The organism is Saccharibacillus endophyticus, assembly GCF_013185185.1.
Taxonomy (GTDB): domain Bacteria; phylum Bacillota; class Bacilli; order Paenibacillales; family Paenibacillaceae; genus Saccharibacillus; species Saccharibacillus endophyticus.
In genome coordinates, this window is record NZ_JAAZWE010000002.1 from 587,548 (window position 1) to 604,759 (window position 17,212).

A 17,212-nucleotide genomic window follows, 5' to 3' on the forward strand; every position below is an offset into this window, starting at 1 on the left:
ACCCTAACGCTGCTCCTGCTCCAGCATTTCCATCCATTCGTTGTATTCTTTGCGAAGGGCCGCATGCTCTTCCTGAAGCCGGGCATATTCCCGTTCGGCCGCTTCGCGCTTGTCTTTATCCAATTCGCGTTCGACATGAAGAATGCGAAGCTGATGAGAAAGAACTTCATATTGCTCCGTCACCTGCCCCAGTTCGTTTTGCAGCCTTTCGCGCTGCGCATCTTCGCTTAATGCGCCGCTCTCGGACGCGGAAAGCCGTTCTTCAAGATGGGCCTTCTCTTCATCCCACGTAAGCCGGCGCTCCTTAAACTCTTCCAACTCGGCTTGCAAACGACGAGCCTGCCCTTCAAGCTCCTTGACGGATTTCTCGGCGACAAGAAGTTCGTTTCGCAGATCGCTATTCTCGTTCCCTTTTTGCGCTTCGCGTGCCGCAGCTTCTTCCAGCTTGCGTTCTGCCGCATTCTTTTGTTTGATCAACAATCGCTCGCGCTCGTTGAACTCTTCCAACTCGCGGCGCTGACGCGCGGTCTCGATCCGCCACGAGGCTTCGCGTCCGCCGAACTCCGCCATGCGCGCGGACAGCTTCTCGCGTTCTTCCTGCCACTGCGTTTCGGCGTCCAGACGGCTTTGCGCTTCGCGCTCGGCTTCTTCCAAAGCTCGGGAAGTCTGACGTGCCGTGTCGCGTTCCGCTTGCAGTTCGGTTTCCAATCCGGCGATCTGCGCTTCAAGACCGGAAGCCCGTTCGCTCCACCTATCGACCGAGCGGCGCAGATTTTCGAGCTGTTCGCCCAGATCGCTTTCCCGAAGCTCCGCCGCCGCTTCGCGTTCGCGGGATGCCGACAATTCGTTTTCAAGCCGCGCATATTCCCGGGCGCGCTCTTCTTCGCCGGCCGTCAACGCTTCGAGGCCGTTCTCCAATTCTTCTTTTTGAACGCGCAGGCTGTTCGCCTGCTCTTCCAGATCCCCGATCAAACGTTCTTGGCGTTCGCGTTCCACGTTCCAATCGCTTTCGCGGCGCGCATAGTCTTCCAATCGGCCGGACAGTTCCGACAAGCGCTGCTCCAGTTCGCTCAAGCTTACGCGCAGCTGATCGGTTTCCGCGGTCAGTTCGCCGTTTCGCCATACGGCGGAATCGCGCTCGGCGCGAATCTGTTCCAGTTCCCGCCGAACGTCGTCCCGGGCTTCCGCCAGTTCGCTTTCGCGCGTTTCCGCTTCATGCAATCGGCCGGCAAGCGATTCCCGCTCGGCCGCGGAAACATCGATCCGCTCGTGCAGCACCGCAAGTTCCGAAGTTGCTTGAGCTCGCGATTCTTCCAGCGATTCAAGGCTTTGCCGCGCTTCGGACAGCTCGGATTCCAGACGGGATTTGACTTCTTCCAGGCGAATCGTCTCGCCGGTCAAATACTCTTCGCTGCCGTTCAGCTCGCGGATGCGTTCTTCCAGCGAGCTTCGCGTCGCGCTCAACTCTTCGCTCCGCGCAGCCAATTCCGCTTCCAGTTCCTGCTTCTCGCCGCGAAGCGCTTCGACGAATCCCGCGGATTCTTCCAGGCGCCGCTCCAATGCGTTTTGAGCCTCGACCAACGCTCCCGTTTCGATGCGGGCCGCCGCCAGTTCGGCTTCCAACGTCCGCTTCTCGGCCGCCAACGCTTCGGCGCTTTCATTCAGCGCCGACAACCGCAGCTCCAGCTCGTCCTGCGCTTCCGCAAGGCGTCCGGACGTTTCGCGCTCGCCGCGCAGCTGTTCGCCCAACGCGTCCCGCTCGCTTTCAAGCTCGCCGATACGGGCCCGAAGCTCGCCCGCCGCCTGGTTTTGCTGCCGCAGCTCGCTATCCAGCGCGCGTTCGCGCCCGATCAGCTCGTTCAGCTCTTCTTCCAGGCGGACCGCTTCGCCGGTCAGATATTCCTCGCTGCCGACCAGCTCGCCGACGCGCGCTTCCAGACCCGCGCGCTCCGCTTCAAGCTCGGAGCCGCGCGCCTGCGCCTCGGCAAGCCTGCTTTCCAGTTCCGCGATCCGCGATGCGCGTTCGGCCGCTTCGCGTTCCTGCGCCTCGCGCCGCGACGCCCACTCCTGTTCGGCCAGACCGTATTCGTCCAAACGAACGCGAAGCGCCGAGCCTGCTTCCTCGGCTTCGGCCAGCTGCTTATGCAGCTCGGACAACCGGAGTTCCAAATCGGATTTTTCGTTCGACAGGTCGCTTGACCGGCTTTCCGAACGAATGATTTCCGCTTTGGATGCTTCCAGCTCGGCCTTCAAAGCTTCTTTGGCTTCGCTCAGCGACATCCATTCGCTTTCCAGCTCGTCTTTTTCGGTCGATAACGCTTGTAGGCGGCTTTCAAGAACCTGCTTTTCGCCGCTGAGCGCTTCCGCTTGCCGTTCAAGCAGACCTTTCTCGTCCGTCGCGTTTCGGAGCGCCTGCTCCAAAGAGGTCGCCTGCTCGTTGGCGGCACCCAATTCCGTTTCCAGACGAATTTTGTCCGCGGACAAAGCATTCCCTTCAAGAATGAGATGCTGCTTCTCCGCATCCGCCGCTTCCAATTCGCCTTGAATCCGCTGTTTCTCCGCATCCACGGCTTCCAGTTCGCTTTGAAGACGCTGTTTCTCCGCCGAAACGATCTCCAATTCGTTTTCCAAACGGGCTTTCTCGCCGGAGGCTTCCTCAAGCTCGGCGGCAAGGCGCGTATTGACTTCGCCCAGCGTTTGCAGTTCGCTGCCCAGACGACCGGCTTCTTCTTCGCGTTCGGCCAAACTTTCTTTGAGTTCCGAACGGGAAGTTTCCGCTTCTTCAAGCAGCGATTCGAACGTGTTTTTTTCGTCGTTCCAAACGCGTTCCTGTTCTTCCCACGCAACCAACTTCGCCGACAGGCCGGCGTTTTCTTTCGCCAGAGCGGCTTCGGTCTCGGCCAACTCGTTCGTCCGAAGCTCCAACTGCTCGTGCGCTTGGCGCTGCTGCCCGATCTCCAGACGCAAACGTTCCTGCTCTTCCCTCAGTTCCCGCTCCGTTTCCTGCAGTTCCGAAAGTCCGGCTTCCAACTCGCCGCGGCGCGCTTCCTCTTCCGCTTCCCGCTCGCGCAGTTCCTGAAGCTTGGCGCGAGCGTCTTCGTAACGCTCGGACAACTCCTGCTCGCGGTTTCGGGTCTCGCTCAGTTCCGATTCCAAACGGGCATGTTCCTCGCTCCAGACGCTCTCGCTTTCTTCCAGTTCGTTCACGCGGGCTTCAAGCTTCTCGCGAAGCCCGGCCGATTCGCGCAGCGATCCTTCCAGCTCCGAAGTCCGCGTTTCGGCTTGCTCGAGCTGCTTTTGCAGCTCCTGTCCTCGCGAACGCATCTCCTCCAGCTCGGCATCGAGCTTGCGGTTTTGCTCAGCCGCCTGCGTTTCCGACTGCTCAAGCTCTTGCACTCTGGCTTCCAGCTTGCTTCGCACGGCTTGGAGGTTGTCTTCTTCTTCGCGCAGCAGTCCCAACTCCGATTCCAGCTCCGCGCGCCGGGATTCGCCGACCGACAAGCGCTGCCGCAATTCCTGTCCCTGCGTTTCCAGTTCGGAGATCTGCTTGCGGCTTTCGGCCAGCGCCGTTTGTCCGCGCCCCAGCTCCGAACGAGCGTTTTTCAATTCGCCGGACAGTCCTTCATTCGTTTTGCGTTCGGCAGCCAGTTTCTCGTTAACGCTTTTGAGCGCCGTCCGAGTCTCGCCGCCGGATTTTTCCGCTTCGGCCAGTTTGCTTTCCAACTGCTTTTTCTGTCCGTTCAACCGTTCCAGTTCCGCGTTGGCTTTTTGGATTTCTTCGTTGCGCGCGGCCAATTCGGTTTGCGCTTCCGCCAATCGCACATTTTCCGCGCGAAGCTCTTCCGCCGCCAGCTTATCCGCTTCGCGCTGTTCGCGAAGTTCTTCCAATTCTGCCAGAATCACTTCCGACTTCGCCGAAGCTTCGTCCAAGCGTCCTTGCAAATCCTGATTCATGACATTCGTTTCCGCCATATTGACCGCGGCCAGCACCGCGATTCGTACCGTATCCAATCTCGGATGCCCGGTCGCGATCGCCGTCATGCGCTCGTCGACCAGATGGGCTACCCGTTTGACATACTCCTGGCTGCTTCCGAAAATTTTATAGGACGTCCCGTAAATTTCCACGCTGACTGTTTTCCGTTCTTCAGCCATCTTCGCCCGCTCCTCTCCGTCATTGAAATGTTTAGGTTTCTTTTATCGATTTTTTTCATTATTAGATTTCGTTATCGGATTTCGTCGAATCGTCCGTTCGCTGCTGAACGTTTTCAAAAAGTTCCGGCGGATCGTCCTTTTCGGCAGTCCCGCCGGATCATAACCCTATCGGGTTATGACGCTTTTTTGTTCCGAAAGTTGCTTTTTGTTCATCAAATCGTTGCATAGGAAGGCTTTGAGCATCCTGATTTCGGAAAACGAGGTTTTTCGTGCTTGTACAGCCAAAAACCGCATCCTTCTTCAAGGCTCCGGGCCGCAGGGCGGACCGGACTCCTAAAGAATTCGATGCGGTTTTGCTCTTCTCCTGCCGGAACCTGCTTACTTTCTCAATTCCGCGGCGAAAGTTTGCTCCAACTGAGTCACAACGTTTTGCTGAGACGCCGCGACCTCTTCGTCCGTCAACGTACGTTCCGCATGACGGTACGTGAGAGCAAGCGCAACGCTTTTCTTATCCGAAGCGACGCGATCGCCCGTGTAGACGTCGAATACGCTGACGTCTTCCAGCAGCTCGCCCGCGGATTGACGCACGACTTCGATCAGTTTGCCCGCTTCGAGCGTCAGGTCCACGACGACGGCGATATCGCGCTGCGCGGACGGATAACGCGGCAGATCGCGGTATTCGATCTCCGGCGTCGCGCTTGCATACAGTTCGTCCAGGCAAATCTCGGCCGCATACGTATCGTCGAGATCGTAATCTCGTTGAAGCTGCGGATGCAGTTGTCCCAACACGCCGATCCGTTTGCTTGGCGCGCTTGTCAGATAGAGCGACGCGGAACGTCCCGGATGGAAGCCGTCCGGCGCGTCGGCGCGGAATTCCGCTTGAAGTCCCAGCTCGTCCAATACGGCTTCGACCGCACCCTTCAAGTCGAAGAAGTCCACTTTGCGCGATGCCGCACCGACCGTACCGTCTGCGCGATTGCCTGTAAGCAGCAGCCCCAGCATGGTCAGTTCAACGGGCTGCACCGTCACTTTTTGCTCGCTGGCGTGGAAGACTTTTCCGATCTCGAAGAAGGATAAGTTCGCGTTTTTGCGGTTGCGATTGTACTGCGCCGATTCCAAAAGCAGCGGCACGAGGCTCGTACGCAGCACGCTGCGATCTTCGCTCATCGGCATCGCCAGCGGAACCGCATGAGTACCTGCCGAGAAGGCGGTGAAACGTTGCGTGTTCTCCGGGCGGGTGAACGAATACGTAATCGCTTCGTGGAATCCGCCGTGCGTCAGCGTACGGCGCACCGAATAACGAACCGCCTGCGATTTCGTGTACGCGCCCGGCGTCGTCGGCCCTTCGATCACGGTCGTCGGAATATTATCGTATCCGTGGATACGGGCTGCTTCTTCGATCAGGTCCACATCGCGCGTAATATCGCCGCGGCGTGTCGGCACCTGGACTTCGATGATATCCTGCGCGCTGTCCGCGCATTTGAAGTTCAATCTCGCAAAGATCGCTTTCACTTCCAGCATCGAAATGTCCGTGCCCAGGTAGGCATTCAGCTTCGAGAGGGACAGCGAAATTCTTTTCTCCTGAATTTGGCCGCTGCGCTGCTCGACGATGCCGTGCGCGACCGAGCCGCTAGCATGGCGCGCCAGCAGCAGCGCTGCGCGATCCAGTGCCGCAATCACCGCAGACGGATCGACTTCTTTTTCGAAACGCAGGCTGGCTTCCGAACGAAGACCCAGCTTTCTCGAGGTCTTGCGTACCGAAGAACCGGAGAATTTCGCCGATTCCAACGCGATGTTCACGGTCGATTCCGTCACTTCGGTCTCCAAGCCGCCCATGACGCCTGCCAAAGCCGCCGGACGGTCGTTGCCCGTGATCAGCAGCATCGACGGATCAAGTTTGCGTTCCTGGCCGTCGAGCGTCGTCAGTACTTCGCCTTCGCGAGCCGAACGCACGCCGATGTCTTTGCCCAGCTTGTCGGCATCGAACGCGTGCAGCGGCTGTCCGCATTCCAGCATCACGTAGTTCGTAATATCGACCACGTTGTTCGTCGGACGAACGCCAGCCGCCATCAGACGGTTTTGCATCCATTGCGGCGAAGGACCGATCTTCACGCCGGAGATGTAACGGATCGCGTAGTGCGAGCACAGATCGCCGTTTTCGATCGTAACGGTAGCCTTTTCGGAAGCGGAACCGCCGGCTTCGATCAGATCGATCGCAGGCAGCTTCACGTCGCGGCCCAGAATCGCCGCCGTCTCGTAAGCCGCGCCGATCATGCTCAGGCAGTCAGAACGGTTGGGCGTCAGGTCGAATTCCAGCACGGAATCGTCCAGACCCAGCACTTGCGTGATCGGCAGGCCGAGTTCGGTATTTTCCGGCAGAACCAAAATCCCTTCCTGCTGGTCTTTCGGCAGCAGCTTGTCGTTCATGCCCAGCTCGCTGGCCGAACAGATCATGCCTTGCGAAGCGACGCCGCGCAGTTTGGCGTTTTTGATCTTGAAGTTGCCCGGAAGCACCGCGCCTACGACGGCAACGGGAACTTTTTGACCGGCGTCCACGTTTTTCGCGCCGCATACGATTTGCAGATCTTCGCCGGAGCCGACGTCGACCGTGCACACGTTCAATTTGTCCGCGTCCGGGTGCTTTTCTTTATGCTTCACGTAACCGACGACGACGCCTGTTACACCTTGGTTGCGCTGTTCGATCTCGTCGATTTCGATCCCGGACCGCGTGATTTTTTCTGCCAATTCTTCAGGCGTCACGCCGTCGATATTCACGTACTCGGATAACCATTGCGTCGATACTTTCACTGCCCGCTCACTTCCTTATCTGGTTTTGATCTTGATCTGATCTTCTTTTTTCCTGCAAAACGAACTCTATTGACGCGCGAACTGCTCCAGGAAGCGTTCGTCGTTGTTATAGAAATGACGGATGTCGTCAACGCCGTATTTGAGCATCGCGATGCGTTCCACGCCGATACCGAACGCGAATCCGCTGTATTTCTCCGGATCGTAGCCGCTCATCTCCAGCACGCGAGGGTGCACCATGCCGCAGCCGAGCACTTCCAGCCATCCGGCTTCCGTCGCGCCTTTTTTCTTGTAGGTCACATCGACTTCTGCACTCGGTTCCGTAAACGGGAAGAAGCTCGGACGCATGCGGATTTGGGTGTCGCTGCCGAACAGCTCCTGCATGAAATGAAGCAGCGTGCCTTTCAGGTCGCTCATGCGGATATTTTTGCCGATGACGAGTCCTTCGATCTGGTTGAACTGGAAAGAGTGCGTCGCGTCGTCGTCGTCGCGGCGGTACACTTTGCCCGGGCAGATGACTTTGACCGGCACTTCGCCGCTCATCGCTTCCATCGTGCGAACTTGAACCGGGGACGTCTGGGTACGCATCAGCAGATCTTCCGTAATATAGAAGGAATCCTGCATATCGCGCGCCGGGTGATCCTTCGGCAGGTTCAGCGCTTCGAAGTTATGGTAGTCGGTCTCGACTTCCGGGCCTTCCGCGATCCGGTAACCCATGCCGATGAAGATCTGTTCGATCTCCTCGATCACGCGCGTGAGCGGATGCACGGCGCCGCGCGGCATTTTGCGTCCCGGCAGCGTCACGTCGATGGTCTCGGAAGCGAGGCGGCGTTCCGTTTCTTCGCGCTCGAAACGCTCGTTATGCGCACCGATTGCCGAATCGATCGCGTCGCGCACGTCGTTGGCGAGCTGTCCGATCACCGGACGCTCTTCCGCCGACAATCCGCCCATACCGCGCAGAATCTCGGTCAGCTTGCCTTTTTTGCCCTGGTATTTCACGCGCAGCTCGTCGAGCTGTTTCGCGTCCGCCACGCTTTTCAAATGCTCAAGCGCCTCGGCCTTCAGTTGTTCCAAACGTTCTCTCATCGTCCGCAGACTCCTTTCCCGCTCGGGGAGTAATAATGGTTGCTTTTTTATGAAAAAGACCCGAAAAACAAAAAGATCTTCCCGCCCCAAGGGACGAAAAGATCGCGTTACCACCCTAATTCAGAAGCTTTCCCGCCGATGATCGGCATACGGGAAACCTGCGGCCGCAGCGGCCGGACTTCTCTCAGAGACGAAAATAACGGATCGTCAACCCGGCTTTCCTACTGAAAAACGCATGGCGTCCCGTTCAGAAAGCGGCTCCGGAGCGAACTTCGGCAGCGTCGTTGTCGTAAAAATGCTCTCAATCCACGGCATTTTTTCCCTGTACGGCGGCGTTGCTTACTCTTCTCCATCATCGCGGCGTTAGATTTTAAATAGTTCTTGAAATATTGTACTAAAATTTTAAGCATAACGTCAATTACTATGCAAAAAAGGTACGATGTTGTGTTTTGCATGCAAAAATTCTACTGATTTAATTTGATTGCTCAAGTCTGTCTTGTCAGGAAATATTTCTGTTCTTAAAACCGAATCAACCTTAGATTTAAAAATGTGATTGTCTAATTCATTGCTAAATTCATAACCGAAAAAATAAGCAATCTTATTCAGTTTGGAAACATCGGATTCGAACAAGTGAGATTTCGCTTGACTATGTATTACAACAATCGAATAATTTAAAGCTTTCATTTTATCAATCGTTTCATTCGGACGATCTGTATAATACACGTTTTCTTTTTTTATTTGATTCGAAGAAGAATTAATTACGTAGATTATGTTTGCTGAGCTTTTCTCTATCTTTTTATCAAAGGATTCAACTTTTCCAATAACTTTTCTTTTATCCATAATAGGATCAAAAAACGGATTGTTATCTCCTGCTGTTATAATAAGATCGTCATATATATAATTCACTCTATGAAGCACTAAGTTGTTTAAAACTTTATCTTCGAATAAAACGATATCCCCTACCTCGATTTGTTCATCGTTTTTTATTGAATGTATTAAAACTTTTTCTCCTTCCATAATAATTGGTACCATACAATTTCCTTCAACTTCTATCATGACATCTTTTCCAGCAAACAGAGCTTGTTTAACAAATTTTTTTATCATAGGTTCTTCACTTGAATTATTTGATGCTGAATTAAAACTTCTACAAATTCAGATATGTCTTTTTGAAATTGTTCTTCTTCAATCGATATTTTAAAATTATGACGTACGACTTCAAAAATCTGTTCCAAGGATTGAGTGTCCTCTTCTTTAAATCCTTTAAAAATCAAACAAGAAACTTCATCTTTCAAAATTAATGTTTCGCCAGCAGGCGATAGAATAAAAATACCTTCAGTGTTAGCATTTGAAAAAATAGAATTATTCAAAGAATACATGTTCATACATAAACCGCCTTTCAAATTTTAAAATAATTCCACATTTGTTTTTTGAAATTCTTACGTATGTGAAAACATTCATGTGGGTCTGTTTGATCCAAATCTTTGTTGTTAGATGCTTGAATAGCTCTGCATCCCCCTCCGCACAGTTCTTTAAAAGTACAGTTTTTACATCCGGCAATATTATGAACTGTTCGTTTTTTTGCTTTCATAAATAAATCCGATTCGTAAAAAACAGTTTTTAAATTATCCTTCTTGATATTGCCTGCCAGCATTTTATCTTCGTGTAACAACTTGCATAAATATATGTTTCCTGCACTATCTATGGAAAACTCTCCTACGCCATGCCCACAATGTTTTTTGTGCTCAAATTGTTTGATGGGTGATTTATTGGCTGCTTGTTTATTAAAATCAAATAATTCTTCATCTAATTTAATTCTTTCATAACGATTTAAAGATTGACTAAAAGTAAAGTCTTTCCCTCTCCCTAACGAAGAAGTCGAAATGACTTTAACTTGAAGATTATTTAAACTAGCGAATCGAAAAACTTTTTCGGAAGCGTCTAAATTATTTTTTGTAATAGTTTGATTAATTTTCAAATTCGCCTTTTCTTCTAGTAATAAATCAATTGCTTTTTTCGCTTTTTCCCAAGTTCCTTTGCCTCTGTTTAAGTCATGCTCTGTAGCATCCATTGAATCTAAGCTAATTGTAATAAGATCTGCCAAAGAAGCTAGTTTGTTAGCAATACTTTTATTTTGAATTAAAGAACCATTTGTTATGACGTTCGCTCTCATCTTCAAACTTTTTACAAACTCTATCAATTTGAAAATGTCTTTTCGTAAAAATGCTTCTCCTCCTGTGAAAACAACCGTTTTGACTCCAAGTTCCTGAACACTCCTAAACATGTCCATTGCTTCTTCAGTATTCAGATCTCCGCATGTAGAACGTTCAGGACTGCTTTCAGCGTAACAATATATACAATTCAAGTTGCATTTGTAAGTGGTTATAAAATACATAGTATTTGGTTTTTCAAATTCTAAATTCTCTTGCCTATATTCTTCATACTCTTTATATTCTTTAGATGATTCTTCTATATATCCGATTTTGTAAAGCAAAAGCAAGTTCAAAATATGAACGACTTTGCTTTTCTCATATCCTTCAAAAATCAAATCTTGTTCGGAGCAATTTTGAAAAATAATTTTAAATACAATCTCATATTCAGCCTCGTCAAAAACTACCCAACTATTTAATTGAAAGTTATGGACGATAAAGTCCTTCTTTTCTTTATAAACAGCTAATTTAGGAAATGAAATTTTTTGCATTCCGACTGCTCCTTTGCTTAAAGAGTAGAAACTAAAATACAATTAAAAATCCGCTCACTCTTCTATATAGAAGTCTAAGAATAAGCGGATCTTTTAAATGAATTTTTAAAATTCTAACCGGATCCTGCTCCTGTCACAAAACCGCATGCGCATGCACATGCTGCTTGACCTTTAATTGACATTATAAGTACTTCTGGCTTGCTATACTCTTTCACATAAATCACCTCCTTTTCTTAAAAATACCTTGTATTTTTTTATGTATAAATGAAAAAAATCACATTTGGAATTAAAAAATAGAGTTAAAGCCGAATCTTAGCTTTAACTCTATCTTTCAAAAAAATATAAAGGTTTATAATATTCAACTTTAAAAAATCAATACAATTTTTGTTCGATCCATGTTCCAAAATTTAAAACATATTTTGCTGATCCTGATAAAATGATTCTAATTAACTCAGGCGAAACAATTTCATAGTAAAAATTTCGGTTTTCGCCAGAATAAACTTCATTATATTGTTCAAGTAACAAATTTCGGTAATCGGAGCCCTCCTTTTCACTCTTTATTGGAAGATTGAAAGCCATGATTACTTCCTGATAGTTATTATCTATTACCTTATTTTCCGAGAAAGAAATAAGAGGACTATTCGCGCCTACCAATTTACGAATGTTTTCTACTGTGAACCTCCATTGACCTCCAATCTTTGTGCCGGAAAGTTCGCCTGATTTTAAATAATTTCTAATGGTCCTGGTCGTAACGCCTAATTCTTGAGCGACTTCTTCGATCGTCCAATAAGTTTTCATTCTCTCACCGTTTCTATCAAAATTGTATGTGTAGCATAGGATTTAAACATTTTATCATGAGAAGTATAAATCATTATTTTTCCATTGGACAACTTTGTAAGAGACTGAAAAAGAAATTTAGCCGAGACTTCATCAATACTGCTTGTACTTTCATCGAATATGTACACATCAACGTCCTTAATTAGCATTCTAGCAATTGCGATTCGTTGCTTTTCCCCTCCCGATAAATTCGCTCCATTTTCCGTCAATAAGGTACTCCATTTTTTAGTTTGAAAAATGGGTTCTAATATTTTCGATTCTTCTATAATGTCCTTTTCTTTTCGAGTCAACAGTCTTCCAAATCCAATATTTTCTTCAATTGTTCTTGATAAAATCGTAGTATTTTGAGAAATATAGCCGATTTTGGACCTTAAAGAAGCATTATTTATTAAATGAATTGGAATTTCATTAATTTCAATTCCCGAACTCTCTCTAAATTTAATTAAAAGTTTTAAAAGAGATGATTTACCTGACCCTGAATCTCCTTGTACATAAACAATTTGATTTTTTAATAAAACTTCATTTATCAAAAATTTAAATCGAGAATCTTCGATTCGAAACTCTGGATCTTTTAAAGTTATTTTCTCGATTTTTTCAATTTTTATCAACCCATCATTTTCAGCATGATCTTCTAAATCATTTTTAATAAAGTCATTACTCGTCTCCAAGGATTTTAAATTGATGTTTACTTCCGTTAACTTTTTCAATGAACTGAAAAATAAAGGAAAAATAACTCCGATCATAATGATGCTGCTTATAGGAAGCCATTTCTGAATAATGCAATAAGTAACCGAAATATACAAAATATTTTGAATAATTTGATTAACGAAATCAATTATAGAACTTGATCCCTGAGCAAATTTATTCGTTTTAGACAAAACTTTATACAACTTTTCTATTTTAGGTATAATGGCTTTTTCTAAGTCCTGATATGCAGGAATTTGCTTAATATAGTCAACATTCGATAATGTAGCTACCAAATCCTTGTTAGATACAGCGCCCATAAATTGTAATTCTTCCATTTTTGATTTCAAGCTATTATTAATAAATCGAAACCCGAAAAAGTTTATCGGAATTAAAAAGAGCAGTATCGTAGCTATCGACCAATGTATAGAAAAAGAAAGAATTAAAGAGAACAATATAAGAAATATCGCTTGAATTACACTTTCAAAACTGGTTATTAAAAAAATATAGAGTGTATCGACAGCAGTGAAAATTCTATTTATCAAGTATGTAGGCTCAAATTTATTGTATTGGTCATATTTCAACTTATACATTTTTTTAATAAGCGATGATAGATGTTGCGTATTAAATTTAGCTGCATAATTTTGTCGGTAAATAAGAAGAAGAAATTGTATTAGAAAAGAGAAAATCATAGCAATTACTGCAAAAACAAATAATCTAACGTCGATTTTGTCAGTTTGCTTCGAAAAAAACTGAATAAGAACTGGAACAATCGTAGCTGTGATCGAAGCCATAATCACCAATAATAAAGTTATGCCTATAAACTTCTTATTGCTAGTGATTAGATCTCGCATTTTTATCCCCCCTTAGATAAAAATAATCTAACACTAAGTTCATCTTTTTTCAATATTAGATTGAAAAAAGATGAACAATATAGCCGCAAAAAGAATTTATTTATGATAATTTTAAATCTTTTCTACTAACTCTCTTCCAACTCCCTTTTTACTTTGCGAATTTCTTCAATTTCATCGTTTGAAAAAACTACCGAGAATTGTTTCTTGTCGTTAATATTCTTCAGGTTCTCCGCTTCTCCCCGAAGCAATTCCGCCAACCTCAGCTCCAGCATCAACCGCCGTTCGTTTTCCTCGCGTCCGCCCGGATTTTTCGCACGCAGTTTGTCGTTCTCTTCCTGTTCCTCAAGAGTCCCTTCGAAAAGCGCAAAGCCGCCTTTTCCGTCCAGATCGATGATCCGGTTGGCCGCTTTGCGCACCAGCATCCGGTCGTGCGAGACGAGCAGCAGCGCGCCTTCGTACCGCACCAGCGCCGACTCCATCACCTCGCGCGTGTCGATATCGAGATAGTTGTTCGGCTCGTCAAGAATCAGCAGATTGGCGCCGCCGAAGTACAATCGAATAAATGCCGCTCGGCACTTCTCGCCCATGCTCAGATCACCGATCTTTTTAAACGCGTCTTCTTTCGGGAAAAGGAAGCAGCCCAGCAGCGTCCGCGCTTCCGTCTGCGTCATGTTCGGCAGTTCCAAAAGGCTGTCCAGCAGCGTCTGATCGACAGGCAAGCCTTCAAGCTCCTGCGAGAAATACCCGATCTTCACGCCCGGATGGAGCACGACCTCGCCGCTTGTCGGAGACAGCTTGCCGTTCGCCAGTCGCAGCAGCGTCGTTTTGCCGCTCCCGTTCGGCCCGCGCACCGCCAACCGATCCCCGCGATCGAGCTGAAAATGGACATTTTTCAAAATCAACTGCTGTTCATACGCAAAATCCGCGTGTTCGAATCGCAGCAGCGTCCGCGCTTCGAATCCTTCGTCTTCTAAATTCATTTTCAACTGCGGCGCTTTGCGCACGCTGCCTACGCTCTCCGCGTCCAGACGTTCGAGCTGTTTTTGCTTGGCGTGATAGCGGGACACGTTTTTTTTCGCTTTGGCTTTGTAAAAGCTTTGCGTGATCTTGACTTCATTCTGATGCGTCGCGGAATTGTGAGCCTGCAAAAACCACTGTTGGTAATTGCGGATCGACTCTTCGAGCGCTTTACGCTGCTGTTCCTGCTTTTTGTGCAGCGCTTCATGTTCTCTTAGCTCGCGCTCTTTGTGGCCTTTATAATCGGTATAGCCGCCCCGGTATTTCGTAATTCCGTCGGGGTTCAGCTCGCAGACGGCGGTCGCCACTTCGTCGATAAACTGCCGATCATGCGAGACGAATAGCAGCGTGCCCGCGTAGCTTTTGAGTTGTTCCTCCAACCAATGCAGACTTTCCTCGTCCAAATGATTGGTCGGCTCATCCAAAATCAGCAGCTTAGGCGACTTGGCGAGTAAGGCGGCGAGACGCACTCTCGTTTTCTGTCCACCGCTGAGCGACGCGTACGGCAGCTCCCACGTCGACTTCGGCATGCCGATGCGCTGGAGCTGCTTCTCGACTTCGTTTTCCCAATTAAATCCGTCTTCCGCCTCGTATTGTTCCAGCGTCGGCCCATAGGCCGCAAGCGCGGCTTCCGCCGCTTCGCCGGAGCCGCTCATATCGTGCATCAGGCGCTCCAACCGGACTTTCAGTTCGTACAACTTTCCATTTTCCCGATACGCCCGCTCCAATGCCGTCGTCTCTGCCGAGACCTCTTCGTGCTGCTTCATCATGCCCCACTCTTCGATCGGCAAGATCCGCTCCACGGTTCCGCCCGTCGCTTCGTCCATGCCGGCCAGAATGCGCAGCAGCGTCGTTTTGCCGCATCCGTTACGCCCGAACAGCGCCAGTCGCTCGCCTTCCGTCACTTCCAAATTTATCTGTTCAAACAGCAAACGTCCGTCCCATTCTTTCTCGATATCTCTTGCGATCATCCATGTACGCATAAATTCTTCATCCTCTCCGGGTTCAAAAAAAGTCCGCAGGGCGGCAAACGCCGCTGCGGACTTCGAGTGAATCACAGAAAAGAAACGTACGTTTCGATCGGAGCTTAAGCGTAGTACCTTGTCAACACTAGAAGTAAGGTATTGGGTACGCAAAAAAGGCAGCCAGCTCCCGATGGAAGACAGACGTATTCCTCTCGCACTCATGCCGCAGCCGAACAAATTGCCGTCCGCCTGTGTCGTATCGCTTTTTTGGACAAGCCGAAAAACGCGAAAATGCTGAGTTAGATGAGGACATTCGTCGTAAACTTCATCGTATAGTGGTTACCTCTCAAATTCTACAGAATGGATGAATCGGTGAAATCAATTGAACAACGCCATTATAACCAAGCTTTCGCGCTGCCGCAACCTTTTTTCTCCAAATCATCCGAACATGTAGCCCCAAACAGCGTGCAGCCCGGTCCCCGCCAGAAACAGCACGCCGCCCAAAAATGCCAGATACGTCAATAAACCGACTCCTGCGATCAAAGCCAAACCGATTCCGTTTCCCCGTTTTCCGTGCATGCGGTCTTCCATATCCGTCCCACTCCCCGTTGCTCCGATGGGGCTTATTCACCTATGCTTCTCCCCCGGTAAAAAGCCCTTCTTTTATGTTATCGGCGCCAAACGGACTTCCCGATACCCCATATCTGCAAAAGTTCTGTGAACATGGTAAAATCGGCATAGCGAAAGCGAAAGGAATGAGCGGACATGAATACGACCATATCGGATATCGCGCAGATGGCGGGCGTCGCCAAAAGCACGGTATCGCGTTATTTGAACGGCGGCTCGGTCAGCGTCAAAACGAAGCAAAAGCTGGAGCGCATCACCCGGGAAGCCGGCTATGTGCCCAATACGTTCGCCCAGAGCCTGAAAGCCAAGCGTACCAATCTGATCGGCACGATCGTTCCCCGGCTCGACTCGTTCGCCGCCGCGCAAACGATGACCGGGATCGACGAGGAGCTGCGCGCAGCCGGAGGTCAAATGCTCGTGTATAACGCCGGACAGGAACGCGAGCGGGAGATCGAAGCCATGCATGATCTGGCAAGGCAAAAAGTCGCGGGAATCATTCTGATGCCGGCCCAGGTGACGGACGAGCATCTGCGGGCTGCCGAAGCGGCGGGAATTCCTGTTCTGTTGGTCGGTCAAGGAAACGAAGCGCTGCATAGCCTGGTGTATGACGATTACCAAGCCGGATTGCTCATGGGACGTTATGTTTTGGAAAAAGGACATCGGCGCATCGCCTATCTCGGCGTTACGGAAGAAGACGAAGCGGTCGGTCGGCGGCGAAAAGAAGGATTTAAACAGGCGCTGCTGGAATGCACGGATTGCAAAGTTTTTTATTATGAGAGCAGCTTCAAGATAGCGGATGCGCGCCTTGCGGCGGAACGGATTTTGGATGAATGCTCCCCGACGCTAATCGTGTGCGCAACCGATAATATCGCGCTGGGCGTGGTGAAAACGGCGCATGTGCGAGGGTTGTCGATCCCTTCGGAGTTATCGGTTACGGGCTTCGGCGGGTACGAGGTGACGTCGATCATTCACCCGGAGCTGACGACGGTTCATTTTCCGTATTTCGAAGCCGGCAAGCTTGCGGCGCGTCATATGCTGAAGCTGACCGCCGGCGAAGAAGTGGAACGGCTGACCGTGATGGACGTGGAAATGCTGATCCGAGAAAGCGTTGACAATTTGAACAATCCTTCTGTATAATGCAAACGGAACCGGTTCCGAAAAAAGCGGAACACGCTGATCTTTCGGAGCCGGGAAGTCTGCCCCACGCAGAAGGATTATTTTTACTCATTTTTGGAACCGGTTCCTTTAAAGTCCTGTTCGTTAGGCTGAAGCTTAGAGGTTGCGGAAGAGGTTTGTTTCGGTCGCGTGTTGAAATCGAGAAAAGCGGATTGAAACGCGTATTGTTTTTTTTCGATTTCAAAGGCGAATGCTATCGCTCCTACACTGAACCTCTCCCTCCGTCTAATCGCTTCGGAAAAGAACAAGAGTTTGTTTATTTCAAGTTAAAACGGAACCGGTTCCGTTCAAGGATATGGAGGAATGTGTGC

Annotated in this window: 11 protein-coding genes; 1 reads left to right on the top strand and 10 read right to left on the bottom strand. The window is 49.2% G+C overall.

Translation table 11 applies throughout. The features are described 5' to 3' along the window. Window positions 1-3 precede the first annotated feature (3 nt). From zapA to HRQ63_RS08615, 10 genes are all read right to left on the bottom strand, one after another. Window positions 4-4,152 carry a cell division protein ZapA gene (gene zapA / locus HRQ63_RS08570; RefSeq protein WP_172241943.1) on the bottom strand — a complete coding sequence of 1,383 codons (4,149 nt, stop codon included), beginning with the start codon at window positions 4,150-4,152 and terminating at the stop codon, window positions 4-6. A gap of 378 nt (window positions 4,153-4,530) precedes the next feature. Continuing rightward, on the bottom strand, window positions 4,531-6,960 hold the full coding sequence (gene pheT / locus HRQ63_RS08575; RefSeq protein ID WP_172241946.1) for a phenylalanine--tRNA ligase subunit beta: 2,430 nt from the start codon (window positions 6,958-6,960) through the stop codon (window positions 4,531-4,533). A 66-nt stretch (window positions 6,961-7,026) separates the two neighbouring features. Continuing rightward, complete coding sequence (gene pheS / locus HRQ63_RS08580; RefSeq protein ID WP_172241949.1) at window positions 7,027-8,043, bottom strand: phenylalanine--tRNA ligase subunit alpha; 1,017 nt, start codon at window positions 8,041-8,043, stop codon at window positions 7,027-7,029. Between the two features lie 414 nt (window positions 8,044-8,457). Beyond that, window positions 8,458-9,147 (bottom strand): S24/S26 family peptidase, encoded by a 690-nt coding sequence (locus HRQ63_RS08585; protein ID WP_172241952.1) that lies wholly within the window; start codon window positions 9,145-9,147, stop codon window positions 8,458-8,460. Next, a complete protein-coding gene (locus HRQ63_RS08590) occupies window positions 9,144-9,425 on the bottom strand; it encodes a hypothetical protein (RefSeq protein ID WP_172241955.1) in 282 nt (93 codons plus the stop codon). The genes HRQ63_RS08585 and HRQ63_RS08590 overlap by 4 nt, the downstream gene beginning before the upstream one ends. Before the next feature lie 14 nt (window positions 9,426-9,439). Further along, window positions 9,440-10,741 (bottom strand): radical SAM/SPASM domain-containing protein, encoded by a 1,302-nt coding sequence (locus HRQ63_RS08595; protein WP_172241958.1) that lies wholly within the window; start codon window positions 10,739-10,741, stop codon window positions 9,440-9,442. A 372-nt stretch (window positions 10,742-11,113) separates the two neighbouring features. After that, window positions 11,114-11,539, bottom strand: coding sequence for a helix-turn-helix domain-containing protein (locus tag HRQ63_RS08600; RefSeq protein ID WP_172241961.1), 426 nt, complete (start codon window positions 11,537-11,539; stop codon window positions 11,114-11,116). Then, the gene (locus HRQ63_RS08605) at window positions 11,536-13,116 is read right to left on the bottom strand and encodes an ATP-binding cassette domain-containing protein (protein ID WP_172241964.1); all 1,581 of its coding nucleotides are present in this window, start codon (window positions 13,114-13,116) and stop codon (window positions 11,536-11,538) included. The genes HRQ63_RS08600 and HRQ63_RS08605 overlap by 4 nt, the downstream gene beginning before the upstream one ends. A 125-nt stretch (window positions 13,117-13,241) precedes the next feature. Beyond that, window positions 13,242-15,116, bottom strand: coding sequence for a ribosomal protection-like ABC-F family protein (gene abc-f, locus HRQ63_RS08610; RefSeq protein ID WP_172241967.1), 1,875 nt, complete (start codon window positions 15,114-15,116; stop codon window positions 13,242-13,244). A gap of 420 nt (window positions 15,117-15,536) precedes the next feature. Further along, window positions 15,537-15,689, bottom strand: a complete 153-nt coding sequence (locus HRQ63_RS08615; RefSeq protein ID WP_172241970.1) for a hypothetical protein — start codon at window positions 15,687-15,689, stop codon at window positions 15,537-15,539. A 174-nt stretch (window positions 15,690-15,863) separates the two neighbouring features. Between HRQ63_RS08615 and HRQ63_RS08620 the strand changes: the two genes are divergently transcribed. Further along, window positions 15,864-16,862, top strand: coding sequence for a LacI family DNA-binding transcriptional regulator (locus HRQ63_RS08620; RefSeq protein WP_172241973.1), 999 nt, complete (start codon window positions 15,864-15,866; stop codon window positions 16,860-16,862). The last annotated feature ends 350 nt before the right edge of the window (window positions 16,863-17,212 follow it).